The 16,630-nt window shown below is 61.8% G+C and carries 13 protein-coding genes and 1 riboswitch; of the genes, 8 read left to right on the forward strand and 5 right to left on the reverse strand.

Annotated features, from left to right (window positions below; all coding sequences use genetic code 11):
• Nucleotides 1-24: 24 nt before the first annotated feature.
• The gene (locus ACTNBZ_RS02575; protein WP_441208083.1) at nucleotides 25-645 is read left to right on the forward strand and encodes a flavodoxin family protein; all 621 of its coding nucleotides are present in this window, start codon (nucleotides 25-27) and stop codon (nucleotides 643-645) included.
• Nucleotides 646-716: 71 nt separating this feature from the next.
• Here ACTNBZ_RS02575 and ACTNBZ_RS02580 read toward each other — a convergent pair whose 3' ends face one another.
• Nucleotides 717-1,283, reverse strand: coding sequence for a rhomboid family intramembrane serine protease (locus ACTNBZ_RS02580; protein WP_441208084.1), 567 nt, complete (start codon nucleotides 1,281-1,283; stop codon nucleotides 717-719).
• 289 nt (nucleotides 1,284-1,572) lie between these two features.
• Here ACTNBZ_RS02580 and ACTNBZ_RS02585 point away from each other — a divergent pair, with 289 nt between their 5' ends.
• From ACTNBZ_RS02585 to hydF, 4 genes are read left to right on the forward strand one after another with little or no spacing between them, the layout of a single operon-like run.
• The gene (locus ACTNBZ_RS02585) at nucleotides 1,573-1,848 is read left to right on the forward strand and encodes a TM1266 family iron-only hydrogenase system putative regulator (RefSeq protein WP_441208085.1); all 276 of its coding nucleotides are present in this window, start codon (nucleotides 1,573-1,575) and stop codon (nucleotides 1,846-1,848) included.
• On the forward strand, nucleotides 1,829-2,902 hold the full coding sequence (gene hydE, locus ACTNBZ_RS02590; RefSeq protein ID WP_441208086.1) for a [FeFe] hydrogenase H-cluster radical SAM maturase HydE: 1,074 nt from the start codon (nucleotides 1,829-1,831) through the stop codon (nucleotides 2,900-2,902). The genes ACTNBZ_RS02585 and hydE overlap by 20 nt, the downstream gene beginning before the upstream one ends.
• Before the next feature lie 26 nt (nucleotides 2,903-2,928).
• A complete protein-coding gene (gene hydG, locus ACTNBZ_RS02595) occupies nucleotides 2,929-4,347 on the forward strand; it encodes a [FeFe] hydrogenase H-cluster radical SAM maturase HydG (protein ID WP_441208087.1) in 1,419 nt (472 codons plus the stop codon).
• 21 nt (nucleotides 4,348-4,368) lie between these two features.
• The gene (gene hydF / locus ACTNBZ_RS02600; protein ID WP_441208158.1) at nucleotides 4,369-5,571 is read left to right on the forward strand and encodes a [FeFe] hydrogenase H-cluster maturation GTPase HydF; all 1,203 of its coding nucleotides are present in this window, start codon (nucleotides 4,369-4,371) and stop codon (nucleotides 5,569-5,571) included.
• Between the two features lie 79 nt (nucleotides 5,572-5,650).
• On the opposite strand, the gene ACTNBZ_RS02605 is transcribed toward hydF, so the two are convergent.
• The 4 genes from ACTNBZ_RS02605 to ACTNBZ_RS02620 form a co-directional block, all read right to left on the reverse strand.
• Nucleotides 5,651-11,047, reverse strand: a complete 5,397-nt coding sequence (locus ACTNBZ_RS02605; RefSeq protein ID WP_441208088.1) for a Cna B-type domain-containing protein — start codon at nucleotides 11,045-11,047, stop codon at nucleotides 5,651-5,653.
• Nucleotides 11,048-11,088: 41 nt separating this feature from the next.
• Nucleotides 11,089-11,176, reverse strand: a riboswitch (cyclic di-GMP riboswitch).
• Between the two features lie 85 nt (nucleotides 11,177-11,261).
• The gene (locus ACTNBZ_RS02610; RefSeq protein WP_441208089.1) at nucleotides 11,262-11,438 is read right to left on the reverse strand and encodes a hypothetical protein; all 177 of its coding nucleotides are present in this window, start codon (nucleotides 11,436-11,438) and stop codon (nucleotides 11,262-11,264) included.
• Between the two features lie 210 nt (nucleotides 11,439-11,648).
• The gene (locus tag ACTNBZ_RS02615; RefSeq protein WP_441208090.1) at nucleotides 11,649-12,506 is read right to left on the reverse strand and encodes a bifunctional 5,10-methylenetetrahydrofolate dehydrogenase/5,10-methenyltetrahydrofolate cyclohydrolase; all 858 of its coding nucleotides are present in this window, start codon (nucleotides 12,504-12,506) and stop codon (nucleotides 11,649-11,651) included.
• A gap of 29 nt (nucleotides 12,507-12,535) precedes the next feature.
• Nucleotides 12,536-13,159, reverse strand: a complete 624-nt coding sequence (locus ACTNBZ_RS02620; RefSeq protein WP_441208159.1) for a cyclodeaminase/cyclohydrolase family protein — start codon at nucleotides 13,157-13,159, stop codon at nucleotides 12,536-12,538.
• A 319-nt stretch (nucleotides 13,160-13,478) separates the two neighbouring features.
• On the opposite strand from ACTNBZ_RS02620, the gene leuS reads away from it, so the two are divergent.
• The 3 genes from leuS (at nucleotide 13,479) to rpsU (ending at nucleotide 16,604) form a co-directional block, all read left to right on the forward strand.
• Entirely contained in the window at nucleotides 13,479-15,905 is a 2,427-nt protein-coding gene (leuS, locus tag ACTNBZ_RS02625; RefSeq protein WP_441208160.1) for a leucine--tRNA ligase, read from the forward strand.
• Between the two features lie 10 nt (nucleotides 15,906-15,915).
• Nucleotides 15,916-16,284 (forward strand): VOC family protein, encoded by a 369-nt coding sequence (locus ACTNBZ_RS02630; protein WP_441208091.1) that lies wholly within the window; start codon nucleotides 15,916-15,918, stop codon nucleotides 16,282-16,284.
• Between the two features lie 137 nt (nucleotides 16,285-16,421).
• Entirely contained in the window at nucleotides 16,422-16,604 is a 183-nt protein-coding gene (rpsU, locus tag ACTNBZ_RS02635; protein WP_101693723.1) for a 30S ribosomal protein S21, read from the forward strand.
• The last annotated feature ends 26 nt before the right edge of the window (nucleotides 16,605-16,630 follow it).

Here is a 16,630-nt window from a genome sequence, read left to right on the forward strand (position 1 = left end):
CGGGAAAAAAGGAGTGCGTGAAAGATGGTAAAGATCCTCGGTATCTGCGGCAGCCCCCGGAAGAAATCGGCCTACACCGCGCTGAAGGCCGCGCTGGAGGCGGCTGAGGCCACCGGCGACGTGGAAGTGGAGCTGGTGGAGCTGCGGGGCCGCAAGCTCAATTTCTGTATCCACTGCAACCGGTGCACCAGAGAGGGCGTGACCTACTGCCCGGTCTACAAGGACGATGACATGACCGAGCTGTATGAGAAGTTCTACAACGCCGACGGCTACATCATCGCCACTCCGGTGTATGAGATGAACATCACCGCCCAGCTGGCCACCTTCTTCAACCGGTTCCGTCCCACCTGGACCATCCTGAAGGATGACCCGGACTTCTTCTCCCGGAAGGTGGGCGGCGCCATCGCCGTGGGCGGCACCCGCAACGGCGGCCAGGAGCAGGCAATCAACGGCATCCTGGGCTTCTACCACACCCAGGGCATCACCGTGTGCAACGGCGGCGTGTGCGTCTACGCCGGCGCCAGCCTGTGGAACCCCGGCGACGGCTCGGGCACCATGGATGACCCCGAGGGCATGGAGAAGGCCCGGGGCATCGGCAAAAAGGTGGCCATGCTGACCAAGCTGCTGGCTCCCAAGAAGGACTGAGCGCGGGCCCTTGTCTGCGAAAAAAGACCGGAAGGCGGTATTCTGCCGCCTTCCGGTCGTTTTGTATTCACTTAGCGGCCCAGCCGCTTGCCCGCGGCCATAAAACCGAAGGCGGTACCCGATGCGCCCCCCACCAGGTGCATGAAATGGGCCACGTTGTCCTGCACGAAGAGGGTGGAGTATACCTCCTGCCCCAGATAGATGATACCCACCAGGATCAGGGTCAGGGGAATGGAGCCCGCCCGCATGCCCGCCAGAGAGGAGAGCATGATGAGCATGAACACAATGCCGCTGGCTCCCAGCAGAGCCGTGTCCGGGAAGAGCAGGCACTGGAGCAGACCCGAGATGAGGGCGGTGACCAGGATGCCCGAGAGCAGCGCCCGGCTGCCGTACTTCTCCTCCATGGGAGGGCCTACCACCAGCAGCAGCACCATGTTGCCCGCGAAGTGGGCATAGCTGCTGTGGCCCAGCACATGGCCGAAAAGACGGAAGAAAAAGAGGGGGGTCAGCGGGGCGCGATAGACCGAAAAGAGGGCGGCGGTGCTGTACCCTTTGGTGAGGGCGCCCATGAGCAGCGCGCCCAGGGAGAGAAAGAAATAGGTCAGGATGACCGGGGAATTGTAATGGATCCGTCTCATCTGAATACCTCCGGCGTATGAGTGTGGGGATGGAACGGGGACGCTGCCCTCATTTTATAACAGGTCTGCTCTTATTGCAAGAAAAGGGGTGGATCGGGGCGGAAAAGGGCTTTACACTGATTAAACTATATGGTATACTTTTATAAAAAGCGATACTGATGCGGAAGGACCTGGTCCTGACGGGGAAGGGGAGCGGAACAGAACACAAAGTCCTCAGTGTGCGAGGGCTTGTTTTGGCGTACCCTTCCGGGTGCGCCTTTTGTATTTTCACACAGAGAGGATGATAGATATGGAAAACCGTGTGGCCCTGCTGGGGCTGGTGGTGGAGCAGCCCGATTCGGTGGAGCCCCTCAACGCCCTGCTCCACCAGTACAAGGACTATATTATCGGACGGATGGGGCTGCCCTACCGGGAACGGAAGATCAGCATCATCAGCATCGTGCTGGACGCGCCGGGGGACGTGATCAGTACCCTGTCGGGCAAGGCGGGGATGCTGCCCGGCGTCACCGCCAAGGCGGTCTACTCCAAGCTGACGGAGCACCGGGATGAGAACACTGCTGGATAAGCTGGAGCGGGAGGGGACCCTCACCGGAGCGGAGTTCGCCGCCCTCATCCGGGGGCGGGACGAGGCACTGGCACGGGAACTCTTCCGCCGCGCCGATGTCCGGCGCAGGGAGTATTACGGCGCCGATGTGTACATCCGGGGCCTCATCGAGTTCACCAACTACTGCAAAAACGACTGCCTCTACTGCGGCATCCGCCGCTCCAACCGGAACGCCCGGCGCTACCGGCTCAGCCGGGAGGAAATTCTGGCCTGCTGCCGGGAGGGCTATGCCCTGGGCTACCGCACCTTCGTCCTCCAGGGGGGCGAGGACCCCTGGTACACCCCGGAACGGGTGGAAGAGCTGGTGCGCGCCGTCAAGGCCGCCCACCCGGACTGCGCCCTGACCCTCTCGGTGGGGGAGCAGCCCCGGAAGGTCTATCAGGCCTGGTTCGACGCCGGGGCAGACCGCTATCTGCTGCGGCACGAGACCGCCAATGACGATCATTACCGCTCCCTCCACCCGGCGGAAATGTCCCCGGAGAACCGGAAGCGCTGCCTGTGGGATCTGAAAGACATCGGATACCAGGTGGGCTGCGGCTTTATGGTGGGCTCCCCCGGGCAGACGCCGGAGCATCTGGCCGAGGATCTGCTCTTCCTCCGGGCGCTGGAGCCGGACATGGTGGGCATTGGGCCCTTCATCCCCCAGCACGACACCCCGCTGCGCTATCAGCCCGCCGGGACTCTGGAACTGACCCTGTTCCTGCTGGGACTCATCCGCCTGATGCTGCCCGATGTGCTCCTCCCCGCCACCACCGCCCTGGGCACCATCCACCCCCGGGGGCGGGAGCTGGGCATCCAGGCCGGGGCCAACGTGTGCATGCCCAACCTGTCTCCGGCGGAAGTACGGGAGAAATACGCCCTCTATGACAACAAGATCTGCACGGGAGACGAGGCGGCCCAGTGCCGCCGCTGCCTGGAGGCGCGGATGGCCTCCATCGGCTACCGGGTGGTGGTCCACCGTGGAGACCATATCGGCAAAAACAAAAAAATCTCTGAAGGGGAAGCTCCGCGCTGACCCAAAAGAAAGGAAGTAGACACACCATGTACGATCCTAAATCCATGAAAGCCGAGGAATTCATCGACCACCAGGAGATCCTGGACAGCCTGGCCTATGCCGACGCACACAAGACTGACGCTGCCCTCATCGACTCTATTCTGGAAAAGGCCCGGCTGCGCAAGGGCCTGAGCCACCGGGAGGCCTCCGTCCTGCTGGCCTGCGAGCTGGAGGACAAAAACCAGGAGCTCTACGCCCTGGCCCAGCAGATCAAGAAGGACTTTTACGGCAACCGCATCGTCATGTTCGCCCCCCTGTACCTCTCCAACTACTGTGTCAACGGCTGTCTCTACTGCCCCTACCACGCCAAAAACAAGCACATCCCCCGCAAGAAGCTCACCCAGGAGGAGATCAAACGGGAGGTCATCGCCCTCCAGGACATGGGCCACAAGCGTCTGGCGCTGGAGGCCGGCGAGGACCCGGTGAACAACCCTCTGGAGTATATCCTGGAGTCCATCCAGACCATTTATTCCATCAAGCACAAGAACGGAGCCATCCGCCGGGTGAACGTGAACATCGCCGCCACCTCGGTGGACAACTACCGCAAGCTGAAAGAGGCCGGCATCGGCACCTACATTCTCTTCCAGGAGACCTATCACAAGGAGAGCTATGAGAAGCTCCATCCCACCGGCCCCAAGAGCAACTACGCCTACCACACCGAGGCCCACGACCGGGCCATGCAGGGCGGCATAGACGACGTGGGCCTGGGGGTCCTCTTCGGTCTGGAGCTCTACCGCTACGAGTTCGCCGGTCTGCTCATGCACGCAGAGCACCTGGAGGCTGTCTTTGGCGTGGGACCCCACACCATCAGCGTGCCCCGTGTCTGCCCTGCCGACGACATCGACCCCGGCGCCTTTGACAACGGCATCTCCGACGATATCTTTGCCAAGATCGTGGCCTGTATCCGGGTGGCGGTGCCCTATACCGGCATGATCGTCTCCACCCGGGAGAGCCCCATGGTCCGGGAGCGGGTGCTCCACCTGGGCATCTCCCAGATCTCCGGCGGCTCCCGCACCAGCGTGGGCGGCTACGTGGAGCCCGAGCCTGAGGAGGAGAGCTCCGCCCAGTTCGACCTGTCCGACCGCCGTACCCTGGACGAGGTGGTCCGCTGGCTGATGGAGATGGATTATGTGCCCTCCTTCTGCACCGCCTGCTACCGGGAGGGCCGCACCGGCGACCGCTTCATGTCCCTGTGCAAGTCGGGCCAGATCCAGAACTGCTGCCTGCCCAACGCCCTGATGACCCTGAAGGAGTACCTGATGGACTACGCCGCCCCCGAGACCCGGGCCATTGGAGAAAAGGTGATCGCCCGGCAGCTCGTCGATATTCCCAAGGAAAAGGTGCGTCAGATCGTGGTGGAGCGGCTGGAGAAGATCGCCCAGGGTGAGCGGGACTTCCGTTTCTAAAAGGAGGACGCTGTGAGCGGTATGAATCAGACCCCCGCCGGCGAGCGGGTCCACATCGCCTTTTTCGGCCGGCGGAACGCAGGCAAATCCAGCCTGGTCAACGCCTTCACCGGCCAGGAGACGTCCATCGTCTCCGATGTGAAGGGTACCACCACCGATCCGGTGTCCAAGGCCATGGAGCTGCTGCCTCTGGGGCCGGTGCAGATCATCGACACACCGGGCATCGACGACGAGGGGGCGCTGGGGGAACTGCGGGTGCGCCGTACCCGGCAGGTGCTGAACAAGACCGACCTGGCGGTGGTGGTGGCCGACGCGACCCTTCCCCTGGGAGCGGCGGAGGAGGAGCTCCTCTCCCTCATCCGGGAGAAGGAGATCCCCTTTGTAATGGCCCGGAACAAGGCAGACCTGCTCCCTGCCGTACCGGAGGGGGAGGGAAACACCCTCTGGGTCAGCGCCAGGACCGGCCTCCACATCCATGAGCTCAAGGAGCTTGCCGCCCGGCTGGCCCAGCCGGAGGAACCGCGCCGTCCACTGGTGGCCGACCTGCTCTCGCCGGGGGATACGGCGGTACTGGTGGTGCCCATCGACAAGGCGGCCCCCAAGGGCCGGCTCATCCTGCCCCAGCAGCAGACCATCCGGGACATTCTGGAGGCCGGGGCCTCCGCCCTGGTGTGCCGGGACAGCGAGCTGCCCCAGACGCTGGAAAAGCTCACCGTACCCCCGCGTATGGTCATCACCGACAGTCAGGTCTTTGGCGCGGTGAGCAAACTGGTGCCGGAGTCGGTGTTCCTTACCTCCTTCTCCATCCTCATGGCCCGGTACAAGGGTGACCTGCCCCTGGCCGTGGCGGGGGCGGCGGCGGTGGACCGCCTGCGGGACGGGGACAAAGTCCTCATCGCCGAGGGCTGCACCCACCACCGTCAATGCGGAGACATCGGCACCGTCAAGCTACCGGGCTGGATCCGGAGACGAACAGGGGTGGAGCCGGAGTTCACCTTTACCTCCGGCGGCCAGTTCCCCGAGGACCTGAGCCCCTATAAACTGGTGATTCATTGCGGGGCCTGTACCCTGCCGCCCCGGGAGATGCGTTACCGTCTGCGCTGCTGTCAGGACCAGGGGGTCCCGGTGACCAATTACGGCATCCTCATCGCCTATCTCAACGGCATCCTGCCCCGGACAGTGGAGCTCTTTCCTCAGGTGGCCGCCCTGCTGGGCGGTGCGTAACTGCAAACGAAATAGAAAAACCGGGGGACCGCGTCTGCGGTCCCCCGGCTTTTCTGCTGGGAAGCTGAGAGAGATTTGCTTACTCCTCGTCCTCCGCCTTCTTGCGGCCGAAGGTCAGGTGCAGGCCGGCTCCCACCAGGGAGAAGGCCAGGGCCACCAGTCCCAGGGTCACAGAGGGCTCCACAGGCGCGGCCACCATGCCGGTCTGGGGAAGATCGCCCTTGGGCGTGCCGGGCTCCTCAATGTCGATGCCGGGCTCGGTGGGATCGGTGGGCTCGGCAGGCTCGGTGGGCTCAGGAATCGGCTCGGGCGTGGGCTCGGGGGTCTCGGAGGGCTTGGGATCCAGCGGGGTGCTGGGCTCGGGCAGCTCCACTTCGGCGGTGTACCACACGTTGATGACCTTGTCACGGTTCAGGGTGCCGGTCAGGGCGTCGCCAGTGGTCTCCACATAGGTGTAGCCGTCGATGCTGATGGCGTCAAACCCGGTCACATCGTACTTGTAGCCGGAGCGGTGGCGCTCTGTGTGCTGCTCGTGCAGGACCTTCCCGGTGCCCTGCTCCAGGTAGTTGACGGTGATGTCATACTTGGTGGAAGTGCCGGGATCATAGGGGGTGGTGTAGCTGTAGGCATAGTAGAGGTCGATCACATAGGTAACGCCGTCCTTGCTCAGATGGACGCTGATGGGGCTTCCGGTCAGGGCAGAGACATCGTCCTCCACTGTCAGGGTGCTGTTCTGGTACGTATAGGTATACTTGCTGCCGTCGGCGGCGGTGTACTCCCGGGCGGCGTCGGGGGTCAGGCTGACGGTCTGATCGCCGTGGTACCGGGTCTCCACGCTGCCGGTCTGGACCTCGTTATCCACCACGACGGTGCCGTCGATGGTGGCGGTATAGTGGTAGTTCACCTGGTACTGATAGGTCTTGTAGGTGTTGGTGAAGCTGGTCACGCCATTGGCGGTGGAACTGCCGGCGGTGAAGCCGTCCACGGCCTTCTCCTTGAGCTCGTAGGTATACTCGTGGCCGTCAGTGGCGTACTTGGGCAGGGCCTTGCCCTCCAGGTCGTTGGTGATGGAGAAGGTGAACTGGGCCTTGTCGGACGCGATCTTCTGCTCGAAGAGGAAGCTCTTGTCCCGCCAGACCTCCACGGTGATGCTGTAGTCATCGCGGGTGGCTTCAGGCTGGAGGGTCCAGGTCTTGCTGCCGTTCAGGACAGCCTCGCCGGGCTTGATGGTGTTGAGGAAACTGTTGCCGGCGGCCCTGGAGGAGGTGAAGTCGGTGGGAACAGTGGTCTCCTCCACGGTGTAGGTATAGGCGGTGTGGCCGTCAGCGCTGAACTTGGGCAGGTTGGGGGCGGTGTAAGTGTACAAGCCCTTCACGGCGTCGTAGGTCATATCCCTGGAGGACACGATAGCATGTTCAGTGCCGTTGCGGTAGATGGTGAAGATGGCCTCGGGCAGGTTGTAGCCCTCGGGAGCCGCCCACTGCTTGGTAAAGGTCAGGCTGGTAGTGGGATCAGTGGTGATCTCCTTGAGCTTGTTGGTGATGCCAAAGCCAGAGATGGTGGTGTCGTAACCCTCCACGGGGGCCTCTTCCACGGTGTAGGCGTACTTGCCGGTGACCTTGCCGTCACCGTCGAACTTGAACACCGGGAGAGTTTCCTTCCCCTCGCTGTCCACGCCGAAGGTGTGGGTGACGGTGGGGCTCTTCAGGGTGGTGGTGCCGAAGGGCTCGCCGTCCTGCTTCAGGGTGATGGTGATGTCGGGGCGGTCGGTGCGGCCGCCGTCGATCCAGGTCTTGCTGACCTCCACCTTGGTGTACTGCTGCTGGAGGTCGTTGGTGAAGTTGTAGCCGTTGGGAGTGGAGGTGTAGCCGTGGACGGCGTCCTCGCTGACGGTGTAGGTGTACTTCACACCCTGGCTGTCGTACATGGGCAGGTTGTCGAAGGAGTAGCCGGCGTCGTTCTTGCCGATGGTAGTGGTGCGGAAGGCCTCAGCGCCGCCGTTCTGGTACAGCTTGAAGGTGATGGTCTCGGGACGGGTGCCGTAGGCGTTGTTGTTGTCGTTCCAGGTCTTGGTGCCCGAGACGGAGGTGGTGCCGGTGAGGGTGTTGGTGATGTTGAAGCCGTCGTAGCTCACATCATAACCGGAGACCCTGGCCTCCTTCACGGAATACACGATCTTCACGGCCACCTCTTCGGTGACAGCGGGGGTGTCGGGAGTGGCCTCTTCCACCACCACGGTCTCATAGCGGTACTCCTCCAGACCGGTGAAGCGGTACTGCCAGGCGCCGTACTCGCCGGTGGCATCGGCGGCCAGACCCTCGTCGGCAGTGCCGTCCAGGACCACGGTCTTGCCGGTGGGCTCATTGTCGGCGTAGAGCTCCACAGTCACGCTGGAGGGACGGGTGCTGTAGGCGTTGTCGTTGTCCAGCCAGGTCTTGGTTCCGGAGACAACAGTGGTGTCGTGATAGTAGTTGGTGAAGTCGTCGCCGTCCTTCTCGGGGACATAGTGGGTGTCGGCGGAGCTGTCACCGGCGTACTGGACCTCCACGGCGGAGTAGTTGATCTTCTCGCCGCTGGCGTAGTACTTGGGCAGATCCTCGAAGGAGTAGGTGCCGTCGGCCTTGAGCTCGGTGGTCCGGCCGGTGCCGGGGATGATGAAGCTGACCTGGGGCCGCTCAGCGCCGTCGGGCTCCACCCAGGACTTGGTGCCGGAGATGGAGACAGTGCCGGTGAGGGTGTTGGTGATGATGTTGCCCATCACTTTGCACTCGTAGGAATCGCCGTCGTTATTGACAGTACCGATCTCATCCTCAGACAGGGTGTACCAGATCTTCTCGCCGTTGACCTTGCCGTCGCTGCCCACGCGGTAGACCGGCAGGGCCTCGCCCTGGGCGTCGGTGGTAAAGGTGTAGCTCCACAGGTTGGCGTTGCCGGCAGCGGCATTGGCGGAGGACAGCTCCGCGCTGCTGACCACTTCGCCGTCAGCCAGCAGGTTGACCGTGATGGTGTCGGGACGGGTGCCGTAGGCGTCGCTGTTGTCGAACCAGACCTTGGAGACGGAGACGGTGGTAGTAGTCTGGTTGATGCGGTTGGTGAAGTCGTTTCCGTTCTTTTCCTCAGAGTAGTTGGCCAGGTCGGTGTTCTCGCGGACGGTGTACTCGATCTCGCCGTCTGCATCATATTTGGGCAGATCGGGGAAGGAGTAGCTGGTCTCGCCGCTCTTCAGGGTGACCGTTTTGGCGGGGGAGAGGGGCTCGCCGTTGGCCAGCAGCTCGATCTCGATGTCGGGATGGCTGGTCTCCGAGTCGATCCAGGTCTTGGTGCCGGAGACGGAGGTCTTGTCATTGGCGTAGTTGGTGACGGTGTAAGTATCGTCGCTGTAGGAGGTGCTGTAGCCGCTGACGGCGGACTCGGCGACCTTGTAGGTGTACGGAGTGTTGTCGTTTACGTCCTTGATGGGCAGCTTCTCGGTCTGAGACGCACCGAAGGTGTAGCTCCACTGGGTGGGCTGGCCGTCCACGGCGTCGGCAGAGGTGAGAGTCTTCTCCCAGGTCTTTCCGGTAGCGGTATCGCCCTTGTACTGAGTCAGGGTCAGGGTGATGGAGGGGCGGTTTGCGCTGCCGCCGTCCACCCAGATCTTGGTGACGGGGATGGTGGTGTACTCCTCGCTGAACTTGTTGTCCACCACATTGGGGACGGTGGTGCCGCTCTCGTCCAGCGCTCCCCAGGCCACCTTGACGTCATAGGGACCGGCAGCGGTATAGCCCGCCGGGGCGGTCTCGGTCAGGGTGTAGGTGTGGCCGGAGGGGATGCCCGAGAAGGAGACCGTGCCGTCATTGCCGGAGGTGGCGGTGGCGCTCCAGTTGGAGGAGATGCCGCAGGCGCAGTCGCTCTTATGGGTCAGGGTAAAGACGGCACCGGCAAGAGGCTCGCCGTAGGCCTTCTTGGTGAAGGTCAGGGTGCCGGCGAATCCCTCTACCTGGGGGATATCCACGATCTTAGCGGTATGAAGGGTGCTGTCCAGGTTGCCGTTTTCATCGGTGAGCATATAAGTAAGGGTGGTGCTGCCGTTGGTGGCATAGTCTGCCCCTGCGATAAAGCCGTTGTCCAGCGTATCCAGACGGACGATATAGCTCTCCTCATAGACGTACCAATTTACATTGTCCACGGGCTCTGCTCGGTCTGGGGCGTCACCCTTCAGATTCCAGACCAGCTGCTTATTTGCGGTGTCGTAGTAAAATACGTTATCCGTATTATCCAAAGGAATGTTGCTGTTGTCCTCGGGAAGGAACTTGATATGGTTCTCAGCCGGGATAAGGTCGGTCAGGATCCAGGCCTTGGCCTGATTCTTAATAATGTCGGTGATCTGTCCAAGACCCCAGTCAATATCATTGCCTGCGGGGACATTCTTGTTGGCGAAGCTGGAGAGCCACGTGTCAATGGGCTGATTGTTGACCTTATCCCGGATGCTTCCGTAGGACACGGTATACAGCAGGGCGTTCTCCTTGATGTCGCTGGCCACATTGGGCACATCTACATAATCGTTGTGCGTGGCCTGGTTGCCGCCGCCCTTTTTGCCATCAATGAAGGTGGTGCTGGTGGGGGCACCTTCCACATAATACGTGGGCACGCCGTCTGTGATCAGCACCACATACTTGTTTTCGATATCAGTGGTACTCAGAAGGTTGCCGGCCAGCCGGAGACCGCCCTCGATGTTCGTTCCGCCGCCGTCGGTATAGGAATCGCCGTGAGGTCCGTCAAAACTCTTGGTGTGGATATGACCCTCGTAGCCTTTTTCAAACAGCGTATGCCAGCGGAGACTGCCGAGAATGCTGTCTTTCACATAGTACTCACAACCCGGAACATTGCAGCGCCATTGCAGGTTCAGGAAACCGCCCCACTCAATGGTATTGACCTCGTGGGTGTGCGAACCGGAAATGGTGCATGCCGGATAGCTGAAGTTGACCTTGACATTATCCACTGCGCTCTTGGCAGTGTCTGTATCGGCCCAGCCCTGAATGGTATAGGCGGAGGAACCAAACTCCACGATAGAGACCTGCCGCCGGGCATCTCCGGCCTCTGCGGCAAAGCTGTCAATGAATTTCTTCGCCGCGGCCTTCGCCTTGTAGATCCGCATGTCCTCCTCGCGTTTGGGATCGCTGCCGCTCACAGTCTCCTTCATGCTGTTGGAGACGTCCATGACCAGCACGACCGCGGCGTCGGGGGAGACGACCTGTTCTGTGACCTCCTCCGAGGTCTTTATGGTCAGGGTAATTTTAAACTCATTCTCTCCAAGTTGTTCAATCATTTTGGAGTGCTTGACTTTGCCATCGTCAGTGACAACTTCCTTGCCGTCTCTGACTATCTGGTTTTTGTCTGTCCCCGCCGCGAAGGCCGCGGTGGGCAGCAGGCCGAGGACCATGATAACGGCCAGCAGGGACGAGAGCAGACGGTTGAGCTTCTTTTTTGCCAACATCTTTCATTCCCCTTTTCTAAAGATTTGGTGAGAATGGAATCAGTGGCGGCCGGACTGGCGTGGCGGTCTCCCGCGTTAGCCTCCTGAGCTTTGCGTCCCGGCCTTTCGGCCGGTTTGCCCTTTTCACGGTTCCCGCTTTCCGGTTTCCGGAAAGCGGATCAGGGCTTCTCCCCGATCAGAACGGACTTAAGATCATGGCTTCCGAAGGCGGGCGTCAGGCCAGCTCCGGCTGGAACTCGCCTCCTTCCTCTGACAGCGTACTGTCGATGAGCTTCAAAAGCTCCAGCGCGCTGCGGAACGGCGCCTGTTTCTTTCCGCCTGACCAGGAAACAGTACCCTGCCATGTGGAATTCTGGGCGCTTATCACTTGAATGACAAAGGTCTCATGCATACGGATCTCCTCCAAGCCGGGATCTGAGGGGTACCGGGGTTCTTAGTATGGCATCAGTATACAGCGCAATGGTTACATCTTGGTCACATTTTGAACCGCTGCCGTACATAATTAAAAAATTTTTTAAACCCTTCTCTGTCCGCGTGGAGCCGGGAAAGGGCAGAAAAGCCCGTCTCCGGCAGGAGGCGGGCCCTCGTTTTGCATTTTATATCAGTTCTGCCCGCAGGCGCGCTCAGCGGCCTCCACCACATGCCCAACCAGCACGCAGGTGGTCACAGAGCCCACGCCGCCGGGGACGGGAGTGATAGCGTCCACCACAGGTTCCACCTGGTCAAAGGCCACATCGCCGCAGAGCCTGCCCTCCTCATTGACATTGATGCCCACATCCACCACCACCTGACCGGGGGCGGCAAAGGATGCGTCCACCACGCCGGCTCTTCCGGCCGCGACCACCAGGATCTCTGCCTCCCGGCAGACAGCGGGCATGTCCGCCGTGCGGGTATGGCAGATGGTGACGGTGGCGTTTTTCTGCAGCAGCATCATGGCCACGGGCCTGCCCACCACCAGGCTGCGGCCTACCACAGCCACCTTTTTTCCGGTCAGGTCGTAATTATAGTGGGCCAGGATCTCCATGCAGGCCTGGGCGGTGCAGGGGGGAAAGCCCCGCTTCACCCCGGCGAACACACCGGCCAGCGAGCCGTCGGTGATGCCGTCCACGTCCTTCTCGGGGGCCAGCGCCTGGCGGACGGCCTCGTCGTCGATGTGCCGGGGCAGGGGACGGAAGAGCAGGCAGCCGTGGATGCCCGGGTCGGCATTGACCCGGCCGATGACCTCCAGCAGTTCTTCCTGGGTGCATCCGGCGTCCAGCACGAAATGGCGCACCGCCACGCCGATCTTCTCGCAGCGCTTGACCGCGCCCCGCTCGTAGCTGAGGTCATCCTCACGCTCGCCCACCCGCACGATGGCCAGGGTAGGGGTCACGCCTCTGGCCGTCAATGCAGCGGTCCGCCGGACCAGGCTGTCGCTGAGGGCGGCGGCAACTTCTTTACCGGAGAGAATGGCAGCCATATGAATTCACGCTTCCTTTCATAGATCGATCAGTGGAACCGGGCGGCCACGTCGGCGTAGATGGCGTCGGCCATGGCACAGTACCGCTCCAGCATGGCGTTGGCCTCATTTTCCAGACGGATGGCCTTGTCCCGGTCAGTCATGGACTTGGTGTTGATAAATACGTTAAGGCTGGCGCCCTGGAGGGCGGCCTTGCAGCACACCACGCCCACGCCCACGTCGGAGATGGCGATGGCAGAGCCCATACGGGCGTAGTCTTTATGAAGTTCAATGGCCTCGCACACGGCGCGCATGATGTCCATGGGCACGGCGCAGGCGGCGTCCAGGGCCTGGGCCATGACCTGGGCCTTATAGGCCCGCTGCTCCTCGGTCTCCCTGGGCAGGCCATAGGCCCGGGAGAGGGGCTCGAAAGCCTCCGCATCAGCAGCCACCAGATCCGCCAGCCGGCGGCGCAGGGCCCCGGCCTTCTGATCCAGGGCGATCACGTCGGCCTCTACACTGGCGTATTTCTTCTTCCCAACGGTGAGATTACCTACCATATTGCCCAGGGCCACGCCTACCGCGCCCACCAGGGCTGAGGCGCCGCCGCCGCCGGGGACGGGAGCCTTGGAGGCCAGCGCGTCCAGAAACTCCGTACAGGTCTGTGCTGTCAGATTCATGTCCATCCCTCGCTTTATTATATTGGGTCGAATGCCCGCGCTGACGGGGCACAGGATCGTTTCTACCCTATCATGATAACGGACGGTCCCCGAAAAAGCAAGACTTATCAGTTTAAAGAACGGGAAAAGAAGCCCGGAACGGACGGGGAACGGCCGGCAGTCAGGGAAGGGGCATTCTCCGGACGGGGGAGTTTTTGCGCTTCCTCTTGCAATCAGGGGATCGATTCGTTATAATATAAAAGATTCCGTAAAAAACCGGTCGGAACAGGGAAAAAAGGCCGGAGATGATACTTTTTAGGAAAGTGTGATAGCGTTGAAGTACGATTTCGCATCCATCGAGCCCAAGTGGCAGAAGAAGTGGCTGGACGAAAAGACCTTCCACTGCGAGGAGCACGGCAGCGGCAAGCCCAAGTTCTACGCGCTGGTGGAGTTCCCCTACCCCTCCGGACAGGGCCTGCATGTGGGCCATGCCCGCCCCTACACCGCCATGGACGTGGTGGCACGCAAGCGCCGGATGGACGGCTATAATGTGCTCTTCCCCATGGGCTACGACGCCTTCGGCCTGCCCACCGAGAACTACGCCATCAAGAACCACATCCATCCCGCCAAGGTCACTCACGACAACATCGAGAATTTCCGCAGCCAGCTGCAGATGCTGGGCTATTCCTTCGACTGGGACCGGGAGGTCAACACCACCGACCCCAGCTACTACAAGTGGACCCAGTGGATCTTCCTCCAGCTCTATAAGCACGGGCTGGCCTACAAGACCACCATGCCCGTGAACTGGTGCACCTCCTGCAAGTGCGTGCTGGCCAACGAGGAAGTGGTGGAGGGCGTATGTGAGCGCTGCGGCTCCCCCGTCATTCGCAAGGAGAAGAGCCAGTGGATGCTGAAGATCACCGAGTACGCCCAGCGTCTCATCGACGATCTGGACGATCTGGACTTCATCGAGCGGGTCAAGATCCAGCAGAAGAACTGGATCGGCCGCTCCACCGGCGCCGAGGTCACCTTCAAGGCCACCACCGGCGAGGATATCGTGGTCTTCACCACCCGGCCGGACACCCTGTTCGGCGCCACCTATATGGTCCTCTCTCCCGAGCACGCCCTGGTGAAGGGCTGGCTGGAGCAGGGCCTTCTGGCCAACGCCGGCGAGGTGAGGGCCTATCAGGCCGCCGCCGCCTCCAAGAGCGATATGGAGCGCACCGAGCTCAACAAGGAAAAGACCGGCGTGTGCCTCTCCGGCGTGAAGGGCGTCAACCCCGTCAACGGCAAGGAGATCCCCATCTTCATCTCCGACTACGTGCTCTCCACCTACGGCACCGGCGCCATCATGGCCGTGCCCGCCCACGATGACCGCGACTGGGAGTTTGCCAAGAAGTTCGGCTGCGAGATCATCGAGGTGGTCTCCGGCGGCGAGGACGTGCAGAAGGCCGCCTTTACCGCCAAGGACGAGACCGGCATCCTGGTCAACTCCGACTTCCTCAACGGCATGACCGTGAAGGACGCCATCCCCGTCATCACCAGGTGGCTGGAGGAGAAGGGCATCGGCAAGGCCAAGGTCAACTTCAAGCTCCGGGACTGGGTGTTCTCCCGCCAGCGCTACTGGGGCGAGCCTATCCCCATGGTCTACTGCGAGAAGTGCGGCTGGCAGCCTCTGAGCGAGGACCAGCTCCCCCTGCTGCTGCCCGACGTGGAGAGCTATGAGCCCACCGACGACGGCGAGAGCCCCCTCTCCAAGATGACCGACTGGGTCAACACCACCTGCCCCCACTGCGGTGGCCCCGCCAAGCGTGAGACCGATACCATGCCCCAGTGGGCCGGCTCCTCCTGGTACTTCCTGCGCTATATGGACCCCCACAACGACAAGGCCCTGGCCTCCAAGGAGGCGCTGGAGTACTGGTCCCCCGTGGACTGGTACAACGGCGGCATGGAGCACACCACCCTGCACCTGCTGTACAGCCGTTTCTGGCACAAGTTCCTCTATGACATCGGCGTGGTCCCCACCAAGGAGCCCTACAAGAAGCGTACCAGCCACGGCATGATCCTGGGCGAGGGCGGCGAGAAGATGAGCAAGAGCCGCGGCAACGTCATCAACCCCAACGACGTGGTGGCCCAGTACGGCGCCGACACCATGCGCCTGTATATCATGTTCATCGGCGACTTTGAGAAGGCCGCCGCCTGGAGCGACAACGCGGTGAAGGGCTGCAAGCGCTTCCTGGACCGTGTGTGGAACCTGGCCGAGCAGTGTACCGATTCTCCGGACTACACCGCCGCCAACGAGAGCGCCATCCACAAGGCCATCAAGAAGGTCTCCGCCGACATTGAGGCCATGAAGTTCAACACCGCCATTGCCGCGCTGATGGCCCTGGTCAACGACTTCTATCAGAACGGCTGCTCCAAGGGCGACATGAGCGCCCTGCTGCTGATGCTCTCCCCCTTCGCGCCCCACATGGTGGAGGAGCTGTGGGAGATCCTGGGCTTTGCCGCCGAAAAGGGTATGGCCTGCCAGCAGTCCTGGCCCACCTACGACGAGAGCAAGACCGTGGCCAGCGAGGTGACCATTGCCGTGCAGGTGTGCGGCAAGCTCCGCGGCACCGTGGTGGTCCCCATGGACAGCGACGAGGACACCGTGGTGGCCGCCGCCCTGGCCGACCCCAAGGTGCAGAAGTTTACCGAGGGCAAGAACCTGGTCAAGACTATCCTGGTGAAGAACAAGCTGGTCAACCTCATCGCCAAGTAAGATGAGGGGCGTGCATCATATCTCCCTCAAGACCGGGGGAGAAGCGGAGTTTCAGGCGGCGCTGGATTTTTACGGCACCGTCCTGGGGTGCCCGCTGGTCCGCCGGTGGGGCCAGGGCGAGCGCCGGGGCGCCATGCTGGACCTGGGCAACACCCTGCTGGAGGTCACGGCGAGCGGCGCCGGTGAGCGGAAAGGGGCCTTTGCCCACATCGCCTTCGCCACGGACGACGTGGACGGCATGATCGAGCGGGTCCGCGCGGCGGGCCGCCCGGTATTCATCGAGCCGGTGGACAAGTGCCTGGGGGAGGATTATCCCATCCGTATCGCTTTCTGCACCGGCCCCGCCGGGGAGGATATCGAGTTTTTCCAGGAACGCTGAGGCTGTTTTTCCCTTTTTGAAAATCATCCTTGACAATATGGCGGGCCTTGGATATAATATATTAATGTTAAAGCCATAACTATCAGTATGTGGCCCTTTGGCGGCGTTGACCGCCGCTTCGGAGGGAGGGGAAATCAATGTCGGAAGTCCGTGTTAAGGACGGCGAGTCTCTGGAGAACGCTCTGAAGCGCTTTAAGCGTAGCTGCGCCAAGTCGGGCGTCCTGGCCGAGGTGCGTAAGCGTGAGCACTACGAGAGCCCGAGCGTCAAGCGCCGCAAGAAGTCTGAGGCTGCCCGCAAGAACCGCAAGAAGTTTTACTAAGTCATAAGACAAGAGCCAGAGCCCCG

The sequence above is a fragment of the Pseudoflavonifractor sp. HCP28S3_F10 genome, from assembly GCF_052065415.1.
Lineage (GTDB): Bacteria > Bacillota > Clostridia > Oscillospirales > Oscillospiraceae > Pseudoflavonifractor_A.

What these genes read in the sequence shown, in the direction of transcription:
- ACTNBZ_RS02585 (WP_441208085.1), top strand. Translation starts at nt 1,573, where the DNA reads ATGGAAAACCGTGTGGCCCTGCTGGGGCTGGTGGTGGAGCAGCCCGAT.
- ACTNBZ_RS02580 (WP_441208084.1), bottom strand. Translation starts at nt 1,283, where the DNA reads ATGAGACGGATCCATTACAATTCCCCGGTCATCCTGACCTATTTCTTT.
- ACTNBZ_RS02575 (WP_441208083.1), top strand. Translation starts at nt 25, where the DNA reads ATGGTAAAGATCCTCGGTATCTGCGGCAGCCCCCGGAAGAAATCGGCC.
- rpsU (WP_101693723.1), top strand. Translation starts at nt 16,422, where the DNA reads ATGTCGGAAGTCCGTGTTAAGGACGGCGAGTCTCTGGAGAACGCTCTG.
- hydE (WP_441208086.1), top strand. Translation starts at nt 1,829, where the DNA reads ATGAGAACACTGCTGGATAAGCTGGAGCGGGAGGGGACCCTCACCGGA.
- ACTNBZ_RS02615 (WP_441208090.1), bottom strand. Translation starts at nt 12,506, where the DNA reads ATGGCTGCCATTCTCTCCGGTAAAGAAGTTGCCGCCGCCCTCAGCGAC.
- hydG (WP_441208087.1), top strand. Translation starts at nt 2,929, where the DNA reads ATGTACGATCCTAAATCCATGAAAGCCGAGGAATTCATCGACCACCAG.
- ACTNBZ_RS02610 (WP_441208089.1), bottom strand. Translation starts at nt 11,438, where the DNA reads ATGCATGAGACCTTTGTCATTCAAGTGATAAGCGCCCAGAATTCCACA.
- hydF (WP_441208158.1), top strand. Translation starts at nt 4,369, where the DNA reads ATGAATCAGACCCCCGCCGGCGAGCGGGTCCACATCGCCTTTTTCGGC.
- ACTNBZ_RS02605 (WP_441208088.1), bottom strand. Translation starts at nt 11,047, where the DNA reads ATGTTGGCAAAAAAGAAGCTCAACCGTCTGCTCTCGTCCCTGCTGGCC.